The organism is Candidatus Methanodesulfokora washburnensis, from assembly GCF_003947435.1.
Lineage (GTDB): Archaea > Korarchaeota > Korarchaeia > Korarchaeales > Korarchaeaceae > Methanodesulfokora > Methanodesulfokora washburnensis.
Genome location: NZ_RCOS01000027.1, coordinates 1 through 22,473 on the forward strand (window position 1 = coordinate 1; position 22,473 = coordinate 22,473).

General features: G+C 42.0%; 21 protein-coding genes. 11 read left to right on the forward strand and 10 right to left on the reverse strand.

Features of this window, described 5'->3' with window-relative positions; translation table 11 throughout:
- Nucleotides 1-42: 42 nt before the first annotated feature.
- Together D6D85_RS01775 and D6D85_RS01780 are read left to right on the forward strand one after the other, a co-directional pair.
- Nucleotides 43-705 carry an AAA family ATPase gene (locus D6D85_RS01775; RefSeq protein ID WP_161969628.1) on the forward strand — a complete coding sequence of 221 codons (663 nt, stop codon included), beginning with the start codon at nt 43-45 and terminating at the stop codon, nt 703-705.
- Between the two features lie 22 nt (nt 706-727).
- On the forward strand, nt 728-1,867 hold the full coding sequence (locus D6D85_RS01780; RefSeq protein ID WP_125670368.1) for an RNA-guided endonuclease InsQ/TnpB family protein: 1,140 nt from the start codon (nt 728-730) through the stop codon (nt 1,865-1,867).
- On the opposite strand, the gene D6D85_RS01785 is transcribed toward D6D85_RS01780, so the two are convergent.
- Nucleotides 1,868-3,127, reverse strand: coding sequence for a tRNA (N(6)-L-threonylcarbamoyladenosine(37)-C(2))-methylthiotransferase (locus tag D6D85_RS01785; RefSeq protein WP_125670369.1), 1,260 nt, complete (start codon nt 3,125-3,127; stop codon nt 1,868-1,870).
- Between the two features lie 82 nt (nt 3,128-3,209).
- Between D6D85_RS01785 and tes the strand changes: the two genes are divergently transcribed.
- Together tes and D6D85_RS01795 are read left to right on the forward strand one after the other, a co-directional pair.
- The gene (tes, locus tag D6D85_RS01790) at nt 3,210-4,931 is read left to right on the forward strand and encodes a tetraether lipid synthase Tes (protein ID WP_125670370.1); all 1,722 of its coding nucleotides are present in this window, start codon (nt 3,210-3,212) and stop codon (nt 4,929-4,931) included.
- Nucleotides 4,932-6,077 (forward strand): FAD-dependent monooxygenase, encoded by a 1,146-nt coding sequence (locus D6D85_RS01795; protein WP_125670371.1) that lies wholly within the window; start codon nt 4,932-4,934, stop codon nt 6,075-6,077. It begins immediately after the preceding gene.
- Here the strand turns inward: D6D85_RS01795 and D6D85_RS01800 are convergent.
- Together D6D85_RS01800 and D6D85_RS01805 are read right to left on the reverse strand one after the other, a co-directional pair.
- Nucleotides 6,016-7,161 (reverse strand): hypothetical protein, encoded by a 1,146-nt coding sequence (locus D6D85_RS01800; protein ID WP_125670372.1) that lies wholly within the window; start codon nt 7,159-7,161, stop codon nt 6,016-6,018. The two genes, D6D85_RS01795 and D6D85_RS01800, sit on opposite strands and share 62 nt — an antisense overlap.
- Entirely contained in the window at nt 7,158-7,922 is a 765-nt protein-coding gene (locus D6D85_RS01805; protein WP_125670373.1) for a hypothetical protein, read from the reverse strand. The genes D6D85_RS01800 and D6D85_RS01805 overlap by 4 nt, the downstream gene beginning before the upstream one ends.
- A 142-nt stretch (nt 7,923-8,064) precedes the next feature.
- Between D6D85_RS01805 and D6D85_RS01810 the strand changes: the two genes are divergently transcribed.
- The 7 genes from D6D85_RS01810 (at nt 8,065) to thyX (ending at nt 13,068) form a co-directional block, all read left to right on the forward strand.
- Entirely contained in the window at nt 8,065-8,469 is a 405-nt protein-coding gene (locus D6D85_RS01810; RefSeq protein WP_125670374.1) for a transcriptional regulator, read from the forward strand.
- Between the two features lie 49 nt (nt 8,470-8,518).
- Entirely contained in the window at nt 8,519-9,868 is a 1,350-nt protein-coding gene (locus tag D6D85_RS01815; protein WP_125670375.1) for an acetyl ornithine aminotransferase family protein, read from the forward strand.
- A gap of 68 nt (nt 9,869-9,936) precedes the next feature.
- Entirely contained in the window at nt 9,937-10,194 is a 258-nt protein-coding gene (locus D6D85_RS01820; protein ID WP_125670376.1) for a hypothetical protein, read from the forward strand.
- A gap of 34 nt (nt 10,195-10,228) precedes the next feature.
- Nucleotides 10,229-10,456: a hypothetical protein gene (locus D6D85_RS01825; protein WP_125670377.1), complete on the forward strand. Its 228-nt coding sequence runs from the start codon at nt 10,229-10,231 to the stop codon at nt 10,454-10,456.
- Nucleotides 10,457-10,498: 42 nt separating this feature from the next.
- Nucleotides 10,499-11,605, forward strand: a complete 1,107-nt coding sequence (locus D6D85_RS01830) for an inositol-3-phosphate synthase (protein WP_373695737.1) — start codon at nt 10,499-10,501, stop codon at nt 11,603-11,605.
- A gap of 48 nt (nt 11,606-11,653) precedes the next feature.
- On the forward strand, nt 11,654-12,190 hold the full coding sequence (gene dcd / locus D6D85_RS01835) for a dCTP deaminase (protein ID WP_125670378.1): 537 nt from the start codon (nt 11,654-11,656) through the stop codon (nt 12,188-12,190).
- The gene (thyX, locus tag D6D85_RS01840) at nt 12,187-13,068 is read left to right on the forward strand and encodes an FAD-dependent thymidylate synthase (RefSeq protein ID WP_125670379.1); all 882 of its coding nucleotides are present in this window, start codon (nt 12,187-12,189) and stop codon (nt 13,066-13,068) included. The genes dcd and thyX overlap by 4 nt, the downstream gene beginning before the upstream one ends.
- Here thyX and D6D85_RS01845 read toward each other — a convergent pair.
- From D6D85_RS01845 to D6D85_RS01875, 7 genes are all read right to left on the reverse strand, one after another.
- On the reverse strand, nt 13,010-13,699 hold the full coding sequence (locus tag D6D85_RS01845) for a YIP1 family protein (protein ID WP_125670380.1): 690 nt from the start codon (nt 13,697-13,699) through the stop codon (nt 13,010-13,012). The two genes, thyX and D6D85_RS01845, sit on opposite strands and share 59 nt — an antisense overlap.
- Before the next feature lie 11 nt (nt 13,700-13,710).
- Nucleotides 13,711-15,480, reverse strand: a complete 1,770-nt coding sequence (locus D6D85_RS01850; RefSeq protein ID WP_125670381.1) for a ribosome biogenesis/translation initiation ATPase RLI — start codon at nt 15,478-15,480, stop codon at nt 13,711-13,713.
- Between the two features lie 34 nt (nt 15,481-15,514).
- The gene (locus D6D85_RS01855; protein ID WP_125670382.1) at nt 15,515-16,114 is read right to left on the reverse strand and encodes an indolepyruvate oxidoreductase subunit beta; all 600 of its coding nucleotides are present in this window, start codon (nt 16,112-16,114) and stop codon (nt 15,515-15,517) included.
- A gap of 1 nt (nt 16,115) precedes the next feature.
- Nucleotides 16,116-18,014, reverse strand: coding sequence for an indolepyruvate ferredoxin oxidoreductase subunit alpha (gene iorA / locus D6D85_RS01860; protein WP_161969629.1), 1,899 nt, complete (start codon nt 18,012-18,014; stop codon nt 16,116-16,118).
- 64 nt (nt 18,015-18,078) lie between these two features.
- Nucleotides 18,079-19,446, reverse strand: a complete 1,368-nt coding sequence (acs, locus tag D6D85_RS01865) for an acetate--CoA ligase alpha subunit (RefSeq protein WP_125670384.1) — start codon at nt 19,444-19,446, stop codon at nt 18,079-18,081.
- Between the two features lie 222 nt (nt 19,447-19,668).
- On the reverse strand, nt 19,669-20,823 hold the full coding sequence (locus tag D6D85_RS01870; protein ID WP_125670385.1) for a cytochrome ubiquinol oxidase subunit I: 1,155 nt from the start codon (nt 20,821-20,823) through the stop codon (nt 19,669-19,671).
- Nucleotides 20,824-20,825: 2 nt separating this feature from the next.
- Entirely contained in the window at nt 20,826-22,448 is a 1,623-nt protein-coding gene (locus D6D85_RS01875) for a cytochrome ubiquinol oxidase subunit I (protein WP_125670386.1), read from the reverse strand.
- Nucleotides 22,449-22,473: the final 25 nt, after the last annotated feature.

The following is a 22,473-nucleotide window of genomic DNA, read 5'->3' on the forward strand; positions in this document are numbered from 1 at the left end:
ATCCTCACTTGATTGAAAACAGCTAATTGTAAGTACTTGTTCTTGGATTGCAGATTGCTGAGATCGGCTACAACATCCTTTGACAACTTTTTACGCATAATTGAGGCCGAGATTAGTAGGAATAGCTGGGTTAGGAGGCTTATTGGGAATATTGACTATTTTGAGGTCGGTGGAGTTATTAAATTTAAGTTTAGGAGGCCCGATGTTTTGCTCGAAATCTTCGAGAATTTGGGGGATACAGTTGTAGTTTTTGATGAGGCTCAGGAATTGAGGAATCTGAAGTTTAGGTTTGATGGATTCCTAGCGTATGCATTGGATCATTTGAGCATTAGAATTGTGGTTTCAGGCTCGGAGGTTGGTTTGCTACATAAGTTCTTGAGGGTTGAGGATCCTGAGGCGCCACTCTACGGCAGGCCACATAAGACCATAGAGCTCAAACCATTAACCAAGGAGGCTGCATCAAACTTCCTCAGAAGGGGATTTGAACAGGAGGGTGTAGATGTAGGCGATGAGTTGATTGATGAAGCTTTGAGGAATTTTAATGGAGTTATAGGTTGGCTAACATACTTTGGATATAGCTATGTGAGAGGGTTGAAATCCATGGATTCGATAATCGATGCCGCAATTAACATGGTCCTGGCTGAAGTTAAACACTTCCTTGAAATAGGGTACGTCAGCAGTCCCCAAAAAGTCAACTTTATATAACTTCTGTGTGTATACTCTACTTGTGGAAGTCTACCTAGGGGTTCCCTTCGGATATGAACCGGACGATGAGATGAGAAAGCTCCTGGAAGACTTCAGGGAGATGATAAACTTCTGCATAGATTATGCTTATAAAAGAAGGATAACATCATATGCAAGGCTGAGGAGAGGAGTTTATGGGGAGTGGAAACGGAGATGGAATTACTCAACCCATTTCTGCCACTCTGCATGCAAGATAGCCTTGGCAATGCTCAAGAAACACAGAAAGAAGCATAAAAAGGGAAAGCCTGAGGCCAAGAAGTTATTCATGCAGCTAGATCCCCAGCTCTACAGGTTTTATGGAGATAAGATCAGGATCTCGGTGAGGCCAAGGAAATTCATCTTCATAAATCTGAAATTCGGGGAATATCAGAAGAAGTTCATTGATGCTTGGAGGGAGGGGAAGCTCAAGACAGGTGAGATAACGGTAAACGAGAATAAGATTATTATTCCATTCAAGAAGGAAGTTGATCTTCAGAACCCTAGGGAATGGATAGCCATAGATATAAATGAATCTAATGTAACGGCTGTAAGCTCAAATCCCCACGTTTTAAGGGTAGATCATGAGCTTAGAACAATACATACAACATACTTTATCATCAGAAGGAAGATTCAGAAGCTTGCCAGATATAAGCCAAAGACTGCTCGGAGGCTTCTGAAGAATTATTCCGACAGGGAGAAGAACAGAACGAGGGATCTATGCCACAAAATTTCAAAAGAGATTGTGAACTTCGCCAGGCAAAACAATCTCGGGATAGTGATGGAGGACTTGAAGGGGATAAGAAAACGCATCAGATACGGGAGGCAGATGAACAGAAGGCTTCATTCATGGAATTTCCGAGATCTTCAGTTTTATATTGATTACAAGGCTAGGCTTAACGGATTGCCTGTTGAGTATGTGAATCCGAGGGGGACCTCTAGCCTGTGCCCGATATGTGGGGGAAAACTAGCTCCGAATGGGCACAGGCTTCTGAGATGCCTGCGGTGCGGTTATGAAAGTGATAGGGATGTGACCGCAGGCATTAATATGCTCAGGATGAGGGGAGCCCCGTTGCCCCTGAAAGCCATCAATGAGGATAGCAGTCCGTTGCTATCCGAGATGGAACGGATAGTTATAAAATGTTAACTATCCGACAACGGCTGCAGAATAGCTGCCTGCAATGAGATAATTGCTCTTTGCTTCATCTATTCTAGCAAGTACGACATCCCCTGCCTTAAGATCCCCCTTAATAATAACAGGTCTGTAAAACTCAGTTCTTCCCTGAAATAGATTGCTTCCGATCCTCTCTGTAATTAACACAGGATAATCTTTTCCCACATGTATCAAGTTTCTCTCCATCTTGACTTCATATGATATCTCCGTTAGTATTTTGCTCCTTCTTGTGACTATATCTGCTGGAAGATCCTTCAATTTGGCAGCATCAGTGCCCGGTCTTCTTCCATACTTGCTTATATTTATCACCTCTGGCTTGGTCTCCTCAAGAAGTCTAATGGTCCTCTCAAAGTCCTCATCATCCTCTGTAGGGAATCCGACTATTATATCAGTTGCTATTGTTGATTCATCTCCGAAACGCATCCTTACTTTCCTCACAATGTCCAGAAAGTCGGAGCTCTTATACCCTCTTCTCATATCAGCCAGCACCTTATCGCTTCCGCTTTGGACAGGGACATGTAAGAATCTGTAAATGTTTTCAGGCATATTCTTAAGCAAATCATCAATAAAAACCTTAAGGAAAGCAGGATTTGCCATTCCCAGTCTTATAAAGATCCCTCTTATTCCCTCAAGGGATTTTACAAGTTCAGCTATATTAGTTCCCCTATCAAGTCCATAAACAGCTGTATCCTCTGCTGTGAGAAAGACTTGTTTGTACCCATCAAGAGCTGCATTCCTCACTGCATCAACTATAAGCTCCATCGGATAGCTGAACAATCTTCCTCTGGCGAATCTCGTTATACAATAACTACAGTTCCCTAGGCATCCCTCTGCTATTGGAACTATCGCTGTTAAACCTGAGAATCTCACTCTTGGCATGGATACCTTGATTAGATTAGCTTCCTCCTCAGCTCTTTCTCCAGAGATAGCCTTATCTATTAGATGTATTGACTTTGGGCCAAGTAGAGCAGTAGCATATTTTATCAACTTCTCGGGTTGTGTCTTAGCCATGCACCCTGCTATTATTAAGGGCTTTTTTGAGCTCAGTTCCTTTGCTCTATGGATCATTCTTTGTTCTGTTGGCAGCTTGACATTACAGGTGTTCAGTACGATAATATCCGCATCCTCTGGGTTATCCACTATCACATGACCCGCTCTTCTAAGTATTCCAGCCATTATCTCAGAGTCGGATATGTTCATTGTGCATCCATGTGTCTCTATGTAGATCCTCATCTGATCTTGCTTGGAAGACCCATTATTTAGTCTTTAGGGGAGTTAAATTAATAAGCTCTTCACGCTCCGGTGCTGGACCTGTATGGCTGTGGCGAAGCTAGAAGAAAAATATATAACAGTTAATAATAAAATAATAAAAATAGGAGGTCCGATACCTCAGCCAAAGGAAGGAGAGAAGCTGGTGAGAAGAACTGCTTCCCTCTGCCCAGATTGTTACAGATATCTTCCTGCTATTATCGTGGAGAGGGAAGGGAAGACATTCATAAGGAGGATATGTCCGGATCATGGAGAGATAGAAGAGGTTTACTGGGGAGATGCAGAGATGCTGAAAAAGGCCTTTAAGTACGAGGGGCCGGGAAGGGGTATATCCCCGCAAGTTGAGTTCAAGGGAGTTTGTCCATTTAGCTGCGGAATCTGCCCTCTCCACAAGAATATGACGGCTCTTGCGAACATAGTTCTTACGAACAGATGTAACTTAAGCTGTTGGTATTGCTTTTTCTATGCTGAGAAAGCTGGATTTGTCTATGAACCATCAGTAGATGAGATAAGGGAGATGATAAAAGTTCTGAGGAGTGAAAGACCTGTTCCAGGAAACGCAGTCCAGCTGACTGGAGGGGAGCCTACTTTAAGGGAAGATCTCGTGGAAATAGTCAAAATGATAAAGGAAATGGGGGTAGACCATGTGCAGCTCAACACTCATGGTATAACGTTTGTGGAAAGGCCCGAGTATCTGGCTGAGTTGAGAAGAGCCGGCGTGAACACACTATATCTTTCATTTGATGGGGTCACTCCTGAGTCAAATCCAAAGAACCACTGGGAGATTCCCTATATCTTCAAGGCTGCAAGAGATGCAGGAATGACCAGCATAGTGCTTGTTCCGACTGTGATAAAGGGAGTAAATGACCACGAGCTTGGAGCAATAATAGAGTTCGCGGCACTGAATATCGACATAGTAAGAGGTGTTAATTTCCAGCCAGTATCATTAGTCGGTCAGATGCCAAGAAAGGAGAGGGACAAGTACAGGATAACGATACCTGATGTGATAAAGAAGATAGAGGAGCAGACAAATGGGCAGATCCCAAGGGACGCATGGTATACAGTGCCGTTTTCAACTGCTATAAGCGATTTTGTTGAGGCCTTAACAGGCAGACCGCAGTATAAATTCACAAATCATCCTGCCTGTGGTATGGCAACGTATGTGTTTCCTGAGTTCTCCTACAAAAATGGGGAGAAGGTGCTAAAGAGATTTGTTCCAATAACGGAGTTCGTTGATGTGGAGGGCTTCCATGATTATCTACAGGAGAAGGCAGATGAAATAAGAAAGGGTGCCAATAAGTACATAACCGCAATGAAGGTTTTACTTAACATAGGAAAATTCATAAGAAAGGATAAACAACCTGAGGGGATAGACCTCATGAGCACTCTGAGGAAGATATTTTTGAGAAGGGACTACAGCGCACTTGGAGAGTTTCACTACAAGGCATTATTTTTAGGAATGATGCATTTTATGGATCTTTATAATTATGATGTTCAGAGAGTGATAAAATGTGATATACACTACTTGGTTCCTGGAGGAAAGGTGATACCTTTCTGCACTTTTAATGTGATGCCTGATATATACAGAGACAGAATACAACGTGAATATGAAACCCCTCTTGAGGAGTATGCTGAGGAGCATCCGGGCAAAGTGGGGGAGATATCAAAGTATAAGAGGGATATACGCAAGCTTGTAGGAGGAGAGGAGTACATAAAGACATATAAACAGTTCTTCCACCTCTTCAGAAATCCGCCGGGAGCGCAATAAATGCAGTTTGATTTTATAATAGTGGGCTCCGGTCCGGCGGGTTCTTTTTCAGCATACCTGTTGTCTGAGCTCGGTAAAAAAGTGGCCATAATAGAGAGAGATCCCCTTTTCTCAAAAAGATCGATATGTGGGGAGATTATTCCGGAGAAAAAGTATCTGCTGGAGGCTATAGATGAGGATGAGTCTATTGAGGAGACTTTTTCCTTATCAGAGCAGTTTGCTAGAAATAGAATGAGAAATATAATCTTCAAGATTGGAAACAAGGAGCATCGACTTGATTATGGGATGATGAGCATCGACAGAGCTAGACTTGTTGAATATTTATCAAACAGGGCTATGAATTCGGGTTGCAAATTTTTGTTGGGCAGGTTCTCCTCTTGGTTGGAGAAACAGGATGAGGTGAAGGTTAGGGTTGTTACAGAAGAGGGTGAACAGTTCTTAAGGGGGTCAAATCTTGTGATAGCGGCTGGGGCATCTTTTTACAGGGAGATGTTCAATGTGAATGACATGGACATGGCTTTTGCTCTCAGAACAATTGTGTCAGGTATATCCATAGATAACTCAGTTAGGATGGAGATCGATCCCCATATTGCTCCAGGTGGCTATATTTGGATAATACCGATGGGAAATGGCAGGGCAAATGTTGGATTGGGGGCAAGGCTTCCCTTTATCTCTAGGATGAATCCAGTGTTATCCCTAAGAAATTTTATTATAAATAGATTCAAAGAATTTAATATAGAGGAGAAAGAAGCTGGTAGGCTCGTGCCAGTTGGAGGAATGAGAAAGGCCCGATTTGGGAGGGTTTTTCTTCTGGGGGATTCTGCTGGAATGTGCGTTCCTATAAACGGTGGCGGTCTATATACAGCGATGATATCAGCTCATGTGCTGTACAGAGTTATTAGAGATGGTGTTCCTGAGAGTTATGAGGATATTTTGGCCAAAACTATTGGAAAAATAGTGAATACAGGTTTGGTATATAGAAAGGCCGCAGATCTTATTGTTTTTAGTGACAGAAGGATAAGAATTACATCAAAAATTGTTCCATCATTTATAATAAGGGATATTATAGCAATGAAGAAAAGCTTCAGAGTATATCCAGCAATGAAGTTTCTATCTGGAGTTGCTGAGCTGTGCCGTCCGATATAAGAACATCAACCTCGCTCTTAATGAGCTTTTTAATATTATCAGGCAAAAATCTGCTTAAATCTCTGCCCATCACATTGTAAACTCCTCTTGTTATTAAAAGCGAGTCAAACTCCCTAAGCGCAATTATGCTGGGCTCCGGTCCAGTTATGACAATACAACCCTTTTTTATGGTCTCTCTCAAAATCCATTCAACAACGTCAATTCGGCCGCCTGCCGCTCTCAAGGAGCTCTCCGATATAGGGCTTATGATTGGAACTACTAGGACAAAATCCCTGTATCCAAAAGATAGCGATTGCAACACGACCAAGGCGGAGACGAGATCCTTCGACATGAGATCTAGATCGGATGTATTTATGATAAGAGGACCCAGTCCTGGCATAGCATCATCCAGCAGAACTCCTTCATGGATTATAATGTCCTTTATTAGCTTCACTGTCTCAGGAAGCTCCACACTAGCTCTCTCCTTTACAGCACTTGCTATCACTTCAGCTCCTATGCCGGTTATCAGGGATGATAATATGCTGGCAACTGTGAGATAGTTGGGACCAAGTCTCCCAGAGTATGACAGAGATATGTCTCTCCATTCTGCTTGTCTGAAAGGCACACCTCTTTCTCTCAATAAACCCGGTACAGAACCATCCCAGTCAACTACAACTAGCTTTTTCCCGGAAAGTGCCAGATCAAGCGATATTTTGGCAACAAGATTGCATATAGATCCTATCGATGGAGCCACAACAAGAATCCCTCTTGAATGGAGCTTTCTAATCTGCTTTATTCTCTGTTCTTTTTTCTTTCTGCCTATTAAGTGTGAGATTGTCGGAAGAAGGATGGAGAGAGACATACCTATTGCTGGTCCGAGGAGACTTATTATGCCGGATAAGAGGATTAATGCAACTCTTAACTCCTTGTTTTCAATTCCAAGCAGATGGATGATAGAGAAGGATACCATAATTCCGGCAATAAACGAGCTAAATCCGGCTTTTCTGCCAGAATATGCTTCGGCTATGAAAATAACAATTCCTAAGAGGAATAGAAGGATAAAAGAAATTGTCCTCAGGTTAACTTTCGTCAGAACTATCCTCATATTTTCCCTTCCTTCAAAATTCTCTCTATTCTCTCAGCCTCCTTCTCTATATCCTCGCTTATCTTTCTGAGGTATGAGGCCTCTCTTCTCATTTTTTCAGAAAGTCTCTCCAAGGGAAGTATTACGGATGCTTCTATGCTGCTCTCACTATCATTCATTTTTTTCTCTCTTATCTTTTTTGCTTTTTTAAGATACAGATCCCTTTCCCTCATGAACTTCCTGTACAGCTCTACTCCAAATCTCCTAGAATCAACTATTCTTCTTTTTCTATAGATATATATTGCATAGTATCCACTAAATATAGTGCCCACAAGGGCAACAGCCAAGAGATAGGATGGCTTGTTCTCCACTTTCGCTTCATAATTCTCATGAATCATACCTGATGAAGTATTTACTAATATAACTACATTCATGTATTCATAAAGGAGGATAACCTCGGGCACTGTGAGATATCTCCTAATCTCTGCCTTTTCCCCTCTCCTGACTGATAAGTTAACTGGGTAGCTATATGTAGCTAGCTCCGTGACAGACGATCCAGTGAGTTTATATAGCGTTATATTTGATATTCCATATAACTTTATTTCTATTCCTGTTATATTCAGGTCGGAGCTTCCAGCAGTGTTATCCACACTGAGATCCAGCTCCATTACATAAGGTGGATTGGTATCCAGATTTATCTTGGCATAAATCAGCTCTCCACCGGCCAGTAAAAATTGAGCTGGAATTACTAGCAAGATTATGAGGATAAAGCTATATCGCATCAACTGGAAGCTAACCGATGGATATTAAACTTTTAATTATCAAGAATTTAGCTCATTATCCTCTATTATCTTCTCTGATAACTTTCTTGCTATCTACAAAACAATTTAAATAGAAGAATGGCAGTTCCCAAGGTGCCTTGAGTTGATAGCACAACCATGTGAACTTGTGGTCAAGATAATAATACCATGCATAAGGGCGATAGTTGCAAGAGAACTCGTGTTAAACCACAACATGACCCAAGTCAAAGTAGCAGAGATATTAGGAGTGACTCAAGGGGCAGTAAGCCAATATGTCAGAGGTTATAGAGGAAGCTCCGTGGATCTGGAGAAAGTTCCAGAGATAAGAAAACTTCTAGATAAATTGATCAATGGCCTTGCAACAGGAAGTTTAAGGGAAGATGAGGCAATGAAATTGGTATGTGATATATGCGATACTGCAAGGAAAAAGGGAGTGTTCTGCAGGAAGCCCATAGCTAAGAAGTATATGAGGATAGCTGATCTAATATGCTACAGATATATGCCCGAGCCTGAGACGAAAAGCGTATAGCTTTGGAAAAACTTTTTATTATTCCGGTTATAAGTTCCTAGGTGGTGTCATGGAAGAAGTTCCTAAGATAGTTGTGACTCCTCCGGGCCCTAATGCGAGAAGATTGCTGAGAAGAGACGAAAAAGTAATATCTCCCTCTTATGTCAGGTTCTATCCTCTTGTAGTGGACAGAGCTGAGGGCTCTCTTATATATGATGTTGATGGAAACATATACATCGACCTTAATGCAGGTATATGCGTTATGAACGTGGGACATGGGCATCCAAAGGTAATAGAAGCTGCCAAGAAGCAGATGGAAAAGCTGGTTCACTACTCAAACACAGATTTCTACTATGAACCCTCTATATCTCTGGCTGAGAAGCTTGTGAAGATAGCACCAGGAAACTCCTCAAAGAAGGTTTACTATGGAAATAGCGGAGCTGAAGCTATAGAAGCTTCTATAAAGCTAGCGAGATGGTATAAGAGGAGGCAGTACATTATAGCCTTCATAGGAGCATTTCATGGAAGAACTTACGGTGCAATGAGCTTGACTGCAAGCAAGCCTGTTCAAAGGAAGTATTTCGGTCCCTTAGTCCCAGGCGTGATACATGTTCCATATCCTTATGTATATAGATGCCCATTTGGCTCAAAAGATGACCCTGAGGAATGCTCTCAGAGGACTTTAGCTTTCATAGAGGATTGGGTGTTAAAAAGGTACGTTCCACCGGAGGAGGTAGCAGCAATAGTTTTCGAGCCCATACAAGGGGAGGGAGGATACGTAGTCCCTCCGGATAGCTTCATACCTGGCCTTAAGAAAATTGCGGACGAGCACGATATCCTCCTTATAGACGACGAAGTTCAAGCTGGCATGGGAAGGACCGGGAAGTGGTGGGCGATAGAACACTTTGGTGTTGAGCCCGATATAATGGCCTCAGCCAAGGCTCTAGGGGCTGGTTTTCCGCTTGGAGCTATGATAGCTAAGGAGAAGATAATGGTGTGGGAGGGCGGATCTCACGCATCCACATTCGGAGGAAACCCAGTCTCTTGCGCTGCTGGTTTGGCAGCAATAGAGGTTATAGAAAAGGAAGGCTTGTTGGAGAGAGCTAAGAACTTGGGAGAGAAGGTAATGAAGAGACTCAATGAATTAAAGGAGAGGAGCAAAATAGTAGGTGATGTAAGAGGAAAGGGTCTGATGATAGGGGTTGAGCTTGTAAAGGACAAAAGAACAAGAGAACCTGGAATAGAAGAGGCAAATGAGGTCATGATAAGATCATGGAAGGCTGGAGTTGCCATAATAACTGCTGGGAGGAATGTGCTGAGAATAGCTCCTCCGCTGAACATACCAGAGGAGTACCTTGATAGGGCTATTGACATAGTGGAGAGCAAGATAAAGGAGGTCGAGTCCCTCTTCTCAACTTAATTTTTTATAAAACAGTGGTTAGCCTTGGGTCGAAATATCTTTTTAATCAATGAAGGGGATTTAATGTGATGAAGTCGATAATCCCCCTTCTGCTTCTCTTGCTCTCCCCTCTGCTTGTAATGGCTGAAAATCAGGCAGTTCCAATATCGGTTCTTGTTATTCCTTTAGTGGATCCACCAGCTCCTGCTCAGCCAGTTTATCAGAAAGAGAATGTTTCTAAGACAAATAAACTTCCGCTTATCACAATAGCCTTTGAGGCAAAACTCTATAGAATGCTCCTAAGGGAATACACGGGGGCGTTTGGCTCCCGACCTATCCCCATATAATCTTTTTTATTCTAACATATCTAGAGGTGTCGCTATGCAGGATCTCGATGAAATAAAGGGATATCTGCTGTCAAAGGGTTATGTCGCGAGGAATGTGGATGATCGCATAGAGCTGATAAAAGGGGAAAAGAAGGTTATAATATACAGAAGATTTCCTGCTATCCTCCTATTAGAGGGAGTTGAAAGACATGTAAAAGGGCTTGGAATATTGAGTCTAGAAGGTCTAGAAAAGATTAAAAAAGCAATAGAAGAGTCTCCTTAGCCTTTTTGTCTTCTTGATAAACCGAAAAACTTATATTTTGCGATGGTAAAACTTGGTCTAGGTGGTGGCATGAGCAAGGTAAAAGTGGCTTTGGCTGGAGTGGGAAACGTGGCATCAGCCATAGTGCAGGGAGTGTTCAAGTACAAGGATTCTCCTGATGATATCCCAATTCCTGGATTAATGCACACTAGATTTGGTCCCTATCATATAGGAGACATAGAGTTTGTGGCTGCTTTTGATGTGGACAAAAGAAAAGTCGGAAAGGATCTTAGTGAGGCTATTTTCTCCCCTCCAAACGTTCTTCCGAAGTTTTCTGATGTTCCAAAGCTTGGAGTCGAGGTTCTTAAAGGTCCTGTACTGGATGGGGTAGCTGAGCACATGAGGGATTTCAGATATGGAGAGGGCTTTATAGTCGATGAATCGCAGAAAAGTGTTGATGTTGCAGAGGTATTGAGGGAAGTGAAAGCTGATGTGCTTGTGAACATTATACCAGTCGGCTCCAGAGAGGCCACTAGAGCATATGCTGAGGCATGCATAAATGCTGGAACAGGGCTTGTCAATGGAATACCAGAGTTTATAGTGAGTGACAAGGAATGGGGGGAGAAATTCAGGAGAGCGGGTCTGCCTGCTGCAGGTGACGACTTTAAGAGCCAGTTGGGAGCAACAATACTTCATAGGACTATAGCAAACTTGGTTGTTGAGAGAGGACTGAAGATATACGATACATATCAGCTTAATATAGGAGGTGACATGGACTTCCTCAACATGATAGAGGAGAGCAGGCTGCATTCTAAAAGGATAAGCAAAACTGAAGCTGTGACAAGCTTAATACCATATGAGACAAGGACTAGGATAGGACCTAGTGATTATGTTCCATTTCTAGGAAACAGAAAAATAATGTATATGTGGATGGAATTCGAACAATTTGGGGGGTTTAGAGCAAGCATAGATGTAAAACTGAGTGTTATGGATGCTCCTAATGCTGCAGGGGTAGCTGTAGATGCCATAAGGGCTGTAAAACTTGCTATGGACAGAGGAATATCTGGACCTTTAGTGGAGATAAGTGCATACTTGTTTAAGCATCCTCCTGTTCAGATGCCGGATTATAAAGCTAGGGAGCTAATTGAGAAATTTATAAAAGGACAATAAGTATTATTTTTTAAATAAACTTTTTTTCCTTTCCATCTGCAAAGCTCTATGCTCTCCGATAGAGACCTTATGGAATATATAAAACTGGGTTGGCTCAAGATAAATCCCCTTTACGAGGACTCTATTCAGCAAAATGGAGTAGACATGAGAATAGGAGAGGAGATAGCTCTTCCTAAGCAGGGTGGCATATATGATATAAAAAGCAGCAAGGCAGAGGATTTCTTCTCTGTAAAAAGGATACCGGATGAGGGGATAGTCATAGAGCCTATGACATCCTTTCTACTCCACACGGAGGAGAGAATAACGCTTCCACCTGATGTAATGGCAATATGTGGAATAAGAAGCACTATAGCTAGGATGGGCTTCATAGCTCCGGTGACGTATGTGGATGCAGGCTTTGATGGACAGCTGACTATAGAGCTCTTCTGGTCAAAAAACTACCCTGTTAGAATCTACAAGGGGATAAGGTTTCTGCATGTCGTATTTTCAAAGACAACAGGTGTTGTTCTCAGGCCATATACGGGAGTTTATCAAGGCCAGAGCGGAGTAAGACTTCCTAAACCTCTAGGAGATGAGAAAAAATGAGGGATCCGGACACAATAATATCTGTTTGCGCCAGGATATCCAGATCAAAAAAACCAATTAAGGATATATTGATGGAGGTGAACCCTGAATACGAGGAGAAGTTGCTAGAAAGCCTGTTTACAATGGGACATTTGAGCGTATTTGAACATGGTAGATTTCTGGTGAGAAAGGAGTTCTCCGATAGGTACATCCGCATGCTTGCTAAGTATAGATATCTTGACTGGCATGAGGAATCAAAAGAAATTATAATTTCTGGAAATATGAGGACAGCCATAGAAATGGCTGCTGATCCAGATTATAGGGATGTTGCTTTGGAGTTTTTATCAATATCAAGATTTCTCTCCAGAAAATTTGGTGTTGAATACAGAGGAGTAAGAGAACCAATGTTCCTTAAGAGTTACTCATCCCCTCTGGGAATAAAGCTCTCTGTGATAGACTTCCTTAAAGCCCCTGGAGATCTCTCCTCCATGACATTTATTGCCGAGGGAATATCTAGGGTCACCTCTCATCAGCTAGTGAGGCATAGATCCATGAGCTTCACACAGCAGAGCCAGAGATTTGTTGATGTATCCAATTTAGACTTTATAAAACCACCTTCTGTGGAGGGAAAGGCAGCAGAACTATACTTTGAGATGATAGATAGATCATTAAGCGCTTACAGAAAGCTTGTTGAGATGGGAATAAACAAGGAGGATGCAAGATACATAATTCCTCAGGCAATATCAACAAGAATAGCGGTTACAGCAACAGTTTCATCCCTTAAGAATTTCTTCAAGCTTAGATTGGATAAATCAGCTCAATGGGAAATTAGAGAACTTGCTAGCCTCGTCTTAAAAGCTGCAGAAGAGCTCTCTCTAATGCAGCATACGAGTAAGTAGCTATCACAGAGGCAACAACTGCTATTGTGATCAAAGAGGTAAATCCAGCCGTCACGGAGTAGAGCCAAGGTTTATCTTTTCCTAATGATATCTTTATAAATAGATTAGTTAAATAAATACACCATAGTAAAGAGGCTATTATAATTATAATTCCTATTAGAAAAGTTGGGCTTTCGATGAACTCAAAAACCGGTGAAATAATTCTCGGTAGATCCTCGACAGTAGATCCAGCTGGTATCTCCACAGCCTTTCCCGGTGATGCTAGTATAAAAGGCACGGATAAAATCTCCCCAAGTGGTACAGGTGTCATAGACAGTCCTATTCCAGATAGAATTCTAGGAAGTTCCTCACTTTTACTCCTGCATGCTAGGAGAAAAACCAATAATGAGTCCAAGATCCAGAATACGAGTGGAAAGATTGATAACAGCAAAGAAGCAAACCATAAATTCCAAGCAAGGGATTCTGAGGGTATTATCCAGGATATCCTAGTTCTGATAACTTCTGCAGTTATATAAGTTGTTATAGTGACGATAACCACAGACCGAAGGCCAGATATCCTCTTCTCATCAAAAAGCATCTCTCTAAACAAAGTGCTCGGCGAAATGATTGCCTTCTTTATATCTTCTAACAAATAAACCACCTTTATATATAATATCTTCCAGTTTTTCGAGCGAGTTCATCTAACTTAGAGCCGGGCTTATTGGCCCTAGGTCTACCTGTCTCCGGATCTCTTCTAAAAGTTATATCGACATCCTTTAAGAACCTATTCATTCCATCTACTACGCTCATCGGACCAATTGTCTTCCCCTCTAAACCAGGGACTCCCTCAAACAGTATTATCCTGTCTGCAATACTCTCCATCATTATTAAGTCATGTTCCACGACAAAAGCTGCTTTCTTCTTGCCCTCTATTGTTCTCTTTATTGCTTTTGCTGCTGCTAATCTCATCTCTACATCCAAGAATGCGCTGGGCTCATCTATCAGGTATATATCGGCGTCTCTACCCAGACATACCGTTATCATTACCCTCTGTAGCTCCCCTGAGCTGAGGTCTCTCAAGTTCTTCTCCATCAACATATCCACTCTGAGCCTGCTCACCACCTCAGAGTTGAAGTAGTTCGATTTAAGGGAATCTGGTATATTTTTAATTAGAAAATTCCGGACATTATCATCCGAATCCACTCTGAGGTACTGCTCCTTATATGATATCCTCAAACCAGATGTCGGAGTTTCTCCCTCATCTGGCTTTATCTCTCCAGCAAGCATCCTCATAAAGGTCGTCTTTCCTATCCCATTGGGACCAGCAGCAACTAGTATCTCTCCCTCCCGTATATCTCCTGGGTTTATCTCTATGCTGAATCCATTGAAACTCTTTTTCATCTTTCCATATGACATAAGAACTGCTGTTTCCTGTTTTATTTGAGATCTAGAGAGGATTTTTATCTGTTCATCTCTGAATCTAACGTTATCATCCGGAAGGTATCCGTCAAGGAATATGTTTATGCCCTCCTTGGTGGAGTGAGGCAGACTTACCACACCGTAGACGGAGGGGATTCCATACATCACATGAATGTAATCACTTAGATAGTCGAGCACAGCAAGGTCGTGTTCTACGACAATAACTGCTCTATTATGAGATACGAGTCTTCTCAAAAGCACCGACATTCTGAACCTCTGATAGACATCCAAATAGTTTGATGGTTCATCCACAACATACACATCTCCCTCCCTACAGTAGAGGGCAGTCACAGCCACAAGTTGCAGTTCTCCTCCACTCAATTCATCCAGCCTTCTTGACATTATCTTCTCTAGTTCTAATAGCTCTTTTGCCTCATTTAGAACACCTCTTTCATCTATACTGTTCAACAGATCCTTTACTGTTCCTTTGGCTATCCTTGGAATTAAGTCTATTCTCTCAGGCTTCCTTATAATTTTTATTTTTTTATTCAATATTTTCTCAAAATAATCCTTAAGGGCAGATCCTCGGAATCTCTCCAATATCTCGTCCCAGCTCAGCTCCCTTTGCCTTCCTAGATTTGGTTTTAACTCTCCTGACAGGATCTTCAGGGCTGTAGATTTTCCAACACCATTTTGTCCTACAATTCCTACAATAGATCCGAACCTAACCAGAGGTATTCTGTACAGAACGAAACCGTTGGGCCCATATCTGTGAATTTCCTCTCCTTCCACCGGTGCTGGTAGGTTAACTACACTTATAGCGCTAAATGGACACTTTCTCACGCATATTCCGCATCCCGTACAGAGCTCCTCATCTATCAGCAGGAGATCATTTTCCAATCTTACAGTCTCCTTGTACCCCATTCTCACCTGTGGACAGTACTTTATGCACTCTTCTCCGCATTTTCTCGGGTTGCATCTCTCCCTATCCACGACAGCTATTCTTCTTCGCATCACTCACACTGCACTTACACTACTTAAAACCATTCTACCTATCTTTTGCTTCTTTTAATCCAGCATCGAAAGCTCTCAGATTTAGTTCTCTATATCTTGCAGGAGATAGTTCGCTCAAAGAACTTCTTATCTCATCCTTAGAGAAAGGTAGAACTCCTGCAGTAGATACAGCCCCTAGCATAACGGAGTTAGCCAAGACCGGATCTCCTATCTCAACTGCAATATCTGTTGCGCTGACAGTAATGATCTTTTTAGCTCCTACTGCTTTTAGATCTGATATTATCTCATCAACATCCGGTACTCTCGCCTTCTCTATATAGGCAGTCACAGGCGTTATCTCGTGAACATCCATCACAACAGTGGTTCTCTGGTTCACATAATTGGCCTTTCTAAGAGCTTCCAATGGCTCCAGTGCTATTAGAAGATCGAGAGTTCCCTCGAGAATCAAAGGACTTTGTACATCTTTTCCAATTCTTATCTCTGTATGAATAGATCCATATCTCTGAGACAGTCCGTGAATCTCTGTTTGAATGAAGTTAAGGCCTCTTTTCACAGCTGCATGACCCAAAACTCGGCTCATGAAGAGTATACCTTGGCCCCCAACTCCTGCTATAATCACATTTAATTCATCCATTTTAAACACCTATCCCCTCCTTAAACCAGTTTACGGAACCCTCAGATGGAACTATTGCATTGTAAGGACAGACAGTAACACAGGCACCACATCCGAAACACACGGCAGGGTCTATTCTGACCTTTTCTCCAGTGTCAACAAATGCCGGGCATGCGAATGTATTTATGCAGACCCTGCAGTAAGTGCATTTCTCCGGATCAACTCTGTATGGAACTATTTTTCCCTTCTGCCTGAGTTTTCTTACAGTCAAGAGGGCGCACTCCCTTCTTGCTATTATGACAGAAACGCCCTCTCTATTTAGGGAGTCCCTTACAGCTTTTTCCATTCTCTTATGGTCGAATGGATCTATTACCTCAACATGCTCTATTCCAATGGATCTCACAAGCTTTTCCAAATCTATTTCCTTGGCAGGTCTGCCAGTTGCTGTATAGTTTACCCCCGGATGTGGCTGGTGTCCTGTCATAGCAGTTATTCTGTTATCAAGTATCATGAAGACAGCTTTCCTGTTGTGATGGGCAGCCTCAACAAGAGCTGGTATTCCTGCATGAAAGAAAGTAGAATCCCCTATAAAGGCTACTACAGGCTGTTCTGTAGCTATACTAAACCCATTTGCGAATCCAAACGAGGATCCCATTGCATGACTTACCTTTGCTAAGCTGAAGGGCTTCTGAAAGAGAAGAGCATAGCAACCTATGTCTCCGAGAACTATTGAATCTGCCTTAACAGCCCTCCTTGTGGCGTATCCGGTGGATCTGTGGGGACATGCAGGGCATAAAGTTGGGCTTCTTGCAGGGGCCTTTTTTGAAATCTCAGCAGCTATTGGGTTTATTGCCGGAAGGCTCAGATCTATTCCAAAAGCCTTTCTTATGGCTTCTATCACGATTCCCGGTCTATACTCTCCAGACCATGGTAAATGCCCTGTCTCCCTTCCGTATATCTCCACACTAGGATTTGCATCCTTTGCTATCATTTTGACGTAGGATTCCATTATTGGATCCGACTCCTCCACAACAACAACTTTTTTGCAGCTCTTGAGGAATTCAGAGACCATCTTTCTTGGAAATGGATAGGACATTCCTATCTTCAGTATTTTTATGTTCAAATTAAACCTCCTCAAGGCCTCAGCAGCATAAGAGTAGGAAACACCTGAAGCTATTATGCCGTAATCAGATTCATCTCCGATAATTCTGTTGAAATACTCTTTCTCCGATACCTCTTCCTCTATTTTCTTTAGCTTTTCCACAAGCTCTTTATGATGTCTAACCGCTATGTTTCCCACTTGTAGATATCTATCAGGCTCATCTGGCTTGAAAAATCCCTTCTTCCTTCTTTCCTGAATCTCTCCTAACTCGACAATTCCTCTTTGGTGGCTGATTCTAGTTGTAGTCCTTATCATTACCGGTAATTTATACTTTTCAGATATATCGTATGCAACTTTAGTAAAATCCTTTGCTTCCTGCGAGTTCGAGGGTTCAAGAGTGGGTATCTTCGCTGCGATAGAGAAATGTCTGCTATCCTGCTCATTCTGGCTGCTGTGTGCTTGGGGATCATCCGCAGCTACTATGACCATGCCACCTACTACTCCTGCATATGTAAGCGTAAAGATAGCATCCGCAGCCACGTTCATGCCTACATGCTTCATCATGGTGAGGGATCTCAAGCCGGACCAGCTAGCAGCTATTGCTATCTCGGCTGCAACTTTCTCATTTATAGCCCAGTCAAAGTATATTCCGAGCTTCTCTGCTACAGACGATATGGCTTCTCCTATTTCTGTGCTAGGTGTTCCAGGATAAGCAGAAGCTACATCCAATCCTGCTTCTATTGCCCCTCTCGCTATTGCCTCATTCCCAAGAAGTAATGCTTTAGAACCAGGAGGAGCTAATAGCTCTACCTCCGGCATAATTAACCTCCTCTTCATTTTTTTGGTTAATGATTTAAACTTTTCTTCTCAGGGGAAACCAATGCTAACCTATCTTTTCCTCTAGAACTCTTCTTTTCATAGACCATTTTATCATTGCTGCCATAGAGCTTACTGCTCTCTCTGGAGTTGGGTATACTGGGAATCCCTCTCTCTTCAGTATATCCATGGCCTCTGAAACCTTTTCTCCTCCTATCATCGCTGCCACAATGGGCTTATCCGTCGACTTGTTTGCCTTTATCAGGACTTCTGCTAACTTTATTGGATCGGCTACAGCAGTTTGGCAGTAAAGCACTATTATATTATTAATAATATCTTTTCTTATAACCACGTCTATAGCTCCCTCAAACTCCACATGAGTTGCCTGTCCTGTTATATCGACAGGATTTCTCGGTGATCCAAAAGGAGGCATATAGGCCATAAACTCCCTCTTAAGATCCTCTGTAGGGTCTAAAAGCTTAACTCCTAGTTCCTCACAGGCATCCGTGGCTAAGACGCCAACTCCTCCTCCATTTGTTATTATGATTGTGTTCTCTCCTTTCGATACCTTCTTTGTGGAGAAAAGTCTAGCCCAATCAAATGCTTCCTCCAGACTTCCGGCTCTAAGCACACCACTTTGTTCAAATGCTGCGTTATATACGCTGTCCATTCCGGCAAGAGACCCTGTATGTGAGGCAACAGCCTGCATTCCTCTTCTTGTCTTTCCAGCTTTTATAACTATAACCGGCTTCTTAACTGATGTTTTTCTTGCCTCCTCCATGAACCTCCTTCCATCTTTTACTCCTTCAAGATATATCAGTATAACAGATGTATTCGGATCGTCCCTAAGCCACTCCAACAGGTCTGCATCATCTATATCCGCTTTATTTCCCAAACTTATCAGAGCAGAGAGTCCAACTTTTTCGACAATTGTCCAGCCCATAAGTGCTATTCCCAAAGCTCCTGACTGAGAAACAAGTGCTATCGATCCAGGTATGACGTCCTGTGGCCCAAATGTGGCATTGAGCCTTTTAGGAGTGTAGCATAACCCGAATATGTTAGGTCCTAAGATTCTTATATTATATTTTCTTGCATATTCAAGTAAACTCTCCTCAAGATCAGCTCTGCCTGCCTCCTTAAAACCGCTGGATATCACCACAGCCACTTTTGCTCCTTTTGCACCAGCCTCTCCTACTGCCTTTGGAACCTGTTCAGCAGGTATAACTATAATCGCTAGATCTATTTCATCAGGAATATCAAGAACCGTTGGATAACATTTTAAATCCTCTATCTCATCGTATTTCGGGTTTACTGGGTAAACACGCCCTCTAAAACCATACTTTACTATATTTGTCAGGATAGCATGACCTATTTTGCCTGGAGTCTTAGAGGCACCTATAACTGCTATAGATCTCGGGTTGAATAGTGCATCCATACATTGATCCCCCCATCAGGCATGAGACATCACTAAATACTTTTAACGTTATCGCTGGTAATATGCTCCCTAATGGACTTCCATATCCTGTCTCCAAGATAATGTATATTTCTCACTGATTTTCCCCTTTCCTTAATTTTATCCGAGTTTCTCAGGGAAATATCGGATATTAAACCAAAAATAATTTATTTAGGGGATTTGTATTTAAAAAAAAGAGAGGGGTTAATCCCCTTTATACAAAGTCTCATATATGAAGTAACCTATTGCAGCAAGCAGAATTGCTATTCCGATAGCGCTCACCAAGAGCATAGTAGGGTCTTTGGCCAAAGGACTAACGTTCTCAAGAGATAAAGATCTTCCGAGTATTGTTCTCCATGGTTCAGGTATACTCTCAGCTACTATTGGCAGATTAGCCAGAAAGTATGGATATTGGCTGAACATATTCAGATATTCTCCAGTTAATACTGTGAGTGCTGCTGATGTCGTTGCAATAGCAGAGAGCCTGAAGTTAACGCCGTTGCCAAATACGGTAAGCTTTAATATAGCATATATCTGGATTGCTATAAGGATGATCTTAATTACGAAGAGCCATCCCATATTTATGGTCTCAATTCCACTAAGTCCCCATCCGAAGGATCTGAAGATGTTGTTAAACTTCACTGGTGTAGATATCAGGGACATGGAATACCAGGGACCCAGTATCAGCATTATGAAAATTCCTATTATGGCTATCCTTAAGAAAGTAGAGTAAATTTGGAGACCCTTCTCACTTTTTCTTCTGGTTATCTGATAAGCTAATAAGCTTGAGATGAAAAGGGAGCCGAACGTTACGGCACCAAAGATGCTCTTTAGGTAGAGTGGCATGAAGGTTGGATTAGCAAGAGCTCCAAAGGCATCTATATAAGGCTTGTCATCTATTTTGAGTCCAGATGGTGTATTTAGGAAGGCAAAAACCAGTCTGAAACCTAAAGGTATAGTGTAAGCTGTGAGAGCTAACAAGATCCCGGAGGAGAAATGAGCCCATCTCGGAAAGGAATCCCAGCCATAATAATAGAGCACTATAGCTAGGAAATGAACTAATATTGAAACTATTGCTATTCCAAAGGGTAGTAAGGTTATGTTGCCGGCAACTCCAATAAACTCAGGATAAAAGCTTAGCAGGAATACAGTGAAAGCTGTTCCCATGACTCCAGCTATTGCATATGTAGCAGCATATATCCTGAAGATTCCTCTAGCTATTTCATCTAGCTCCTTATTCCCGCTAAGATCGGCCTTTCTCTTTAGCAAAGGTATAATTGTTGATAGGGCTATTCCTAAATTGACGACCACTATATGTATGCCAAAAACAAGTGCTATAAAATAAACATAGGGGATCATGCTCACACCTCCCTGACTGATGGAACATAAAGGAGTTTAAAAACGGCCAAGATTAGGACTAAAGCCACAGAAATCAATATCAAAGCTATTATGCCGTAAGATAAGGGATTTCCAGGGTTTATCGTGTGGGCTACATCAACTGTCATTACTCCATATATAGACCATGGCTTCCTTCCTATCTCCCTTACTGCCCAGCCCAGAAAGCTGATAATTTGAGCTACTATAGGTGTTATGACATTTATTTTGAGCAAAGTTGGTGATAAATTCCCCCTTAGGACTAATATGGCTGAGATCAAGGCATAAAGGCCCAGAATGATGCTTAAACCGGTTTTAGCATAATATAGATAATGTACCATTAGAGGAGGTCTGCAGTCCGATATTGAGGTAACTCCAGTTAACGTACAATAATCTTGAGGTATCAAATCATATTCAGGTAGTTTCGCCTCGAAGCTTCCATAGGATAGGAAACTCATGATTTTCTCTATTCCTAGAGCTCTGCTGAGGCTGAATATTTCTTTACTAGTTCCCTCCATCGCTGCTAGCTTCTCAGGATTGTATGACGCTATTTCAGTTCCGAGAAGATGTCCGAAAACGAGGCCCTGAATTGCTATAAAGAACAAGCCCAAAGTAATTCCCAGCTTCAGCCCGCTGGCATAGTAAACTTTCTTCTTGTCACTTCTAGACTTAAGGAGTAATAGTGAGTATCCTCCAGCTATAGTGAATCCTGTTACCGTTAATGCAGCTCCTAAAGCGTGTATTATGCTTCCTGCGTAAACTGGAGAGAGGAAAGTAACCATAGTATATCCAACACTCTTGACCGTGTTAGTCAGTATAGCATCAACGACATCCTTTACGAGCAGATTCTTTACGCTTCCAAGAGCCTCTTTCTTTATAACAAGGGATAGAATGCTGTCTCCGACTTTGACATTCCTCCAAGATTCACTTGCTAGGGTAGATACTATTTTAGACGGGAGTAATACAGCAACACCATCGTTTTTCTCTCCTAAAACTTCCATGCCGAGAGATAGAAGCTTATTCACATCTAGAATATTTACTATTTCCTTAGGAACAACTAATAGCACCTTAGGATACCCATTATCATATTTCCATCCGCTTATCGGGTCGTAGGAAGCTTTTATCCCGGTAGGAGCAACCATATAGCTGTTAACGCTTACTATTAGAGCACCTGAAAGCCAAGCTCCCAGTAGTGCTAGAAATGCCAGAATCAGCTTTCCCTTAACCCCTAACTTATTCCATCCAAATATTAAGAAGTATATAAAGGTTATCTCAATGATAAAAGCGAAGATCTCGGCATAGAGAGGGAAAAATATATACCTACCAGCGGCCTCAAGCAGGTTGGGCCATATTAAAACCAAGCCGAATTCGCTTACTGTTCCACTAGCGGCTCCTACTGCAAATATTATGCCCAAGGCTTTTGCCATAGTCTTAGCAATGTTATACCACTTCTCATCCCTGCTCTTTGCATAGAGCAGAAGTGACAGGATAATAAAGAGAGGTAGGCCGAGGACATACTGCAATATAAGCCAGTGAAGCTCTATCCCTATAATCGACAATATCCTGTCTAGGGAAGCAGGATAACTTAGCCATTGACCAATTAGGTCCAAAATATCACCCCGATAGGGTTTAATT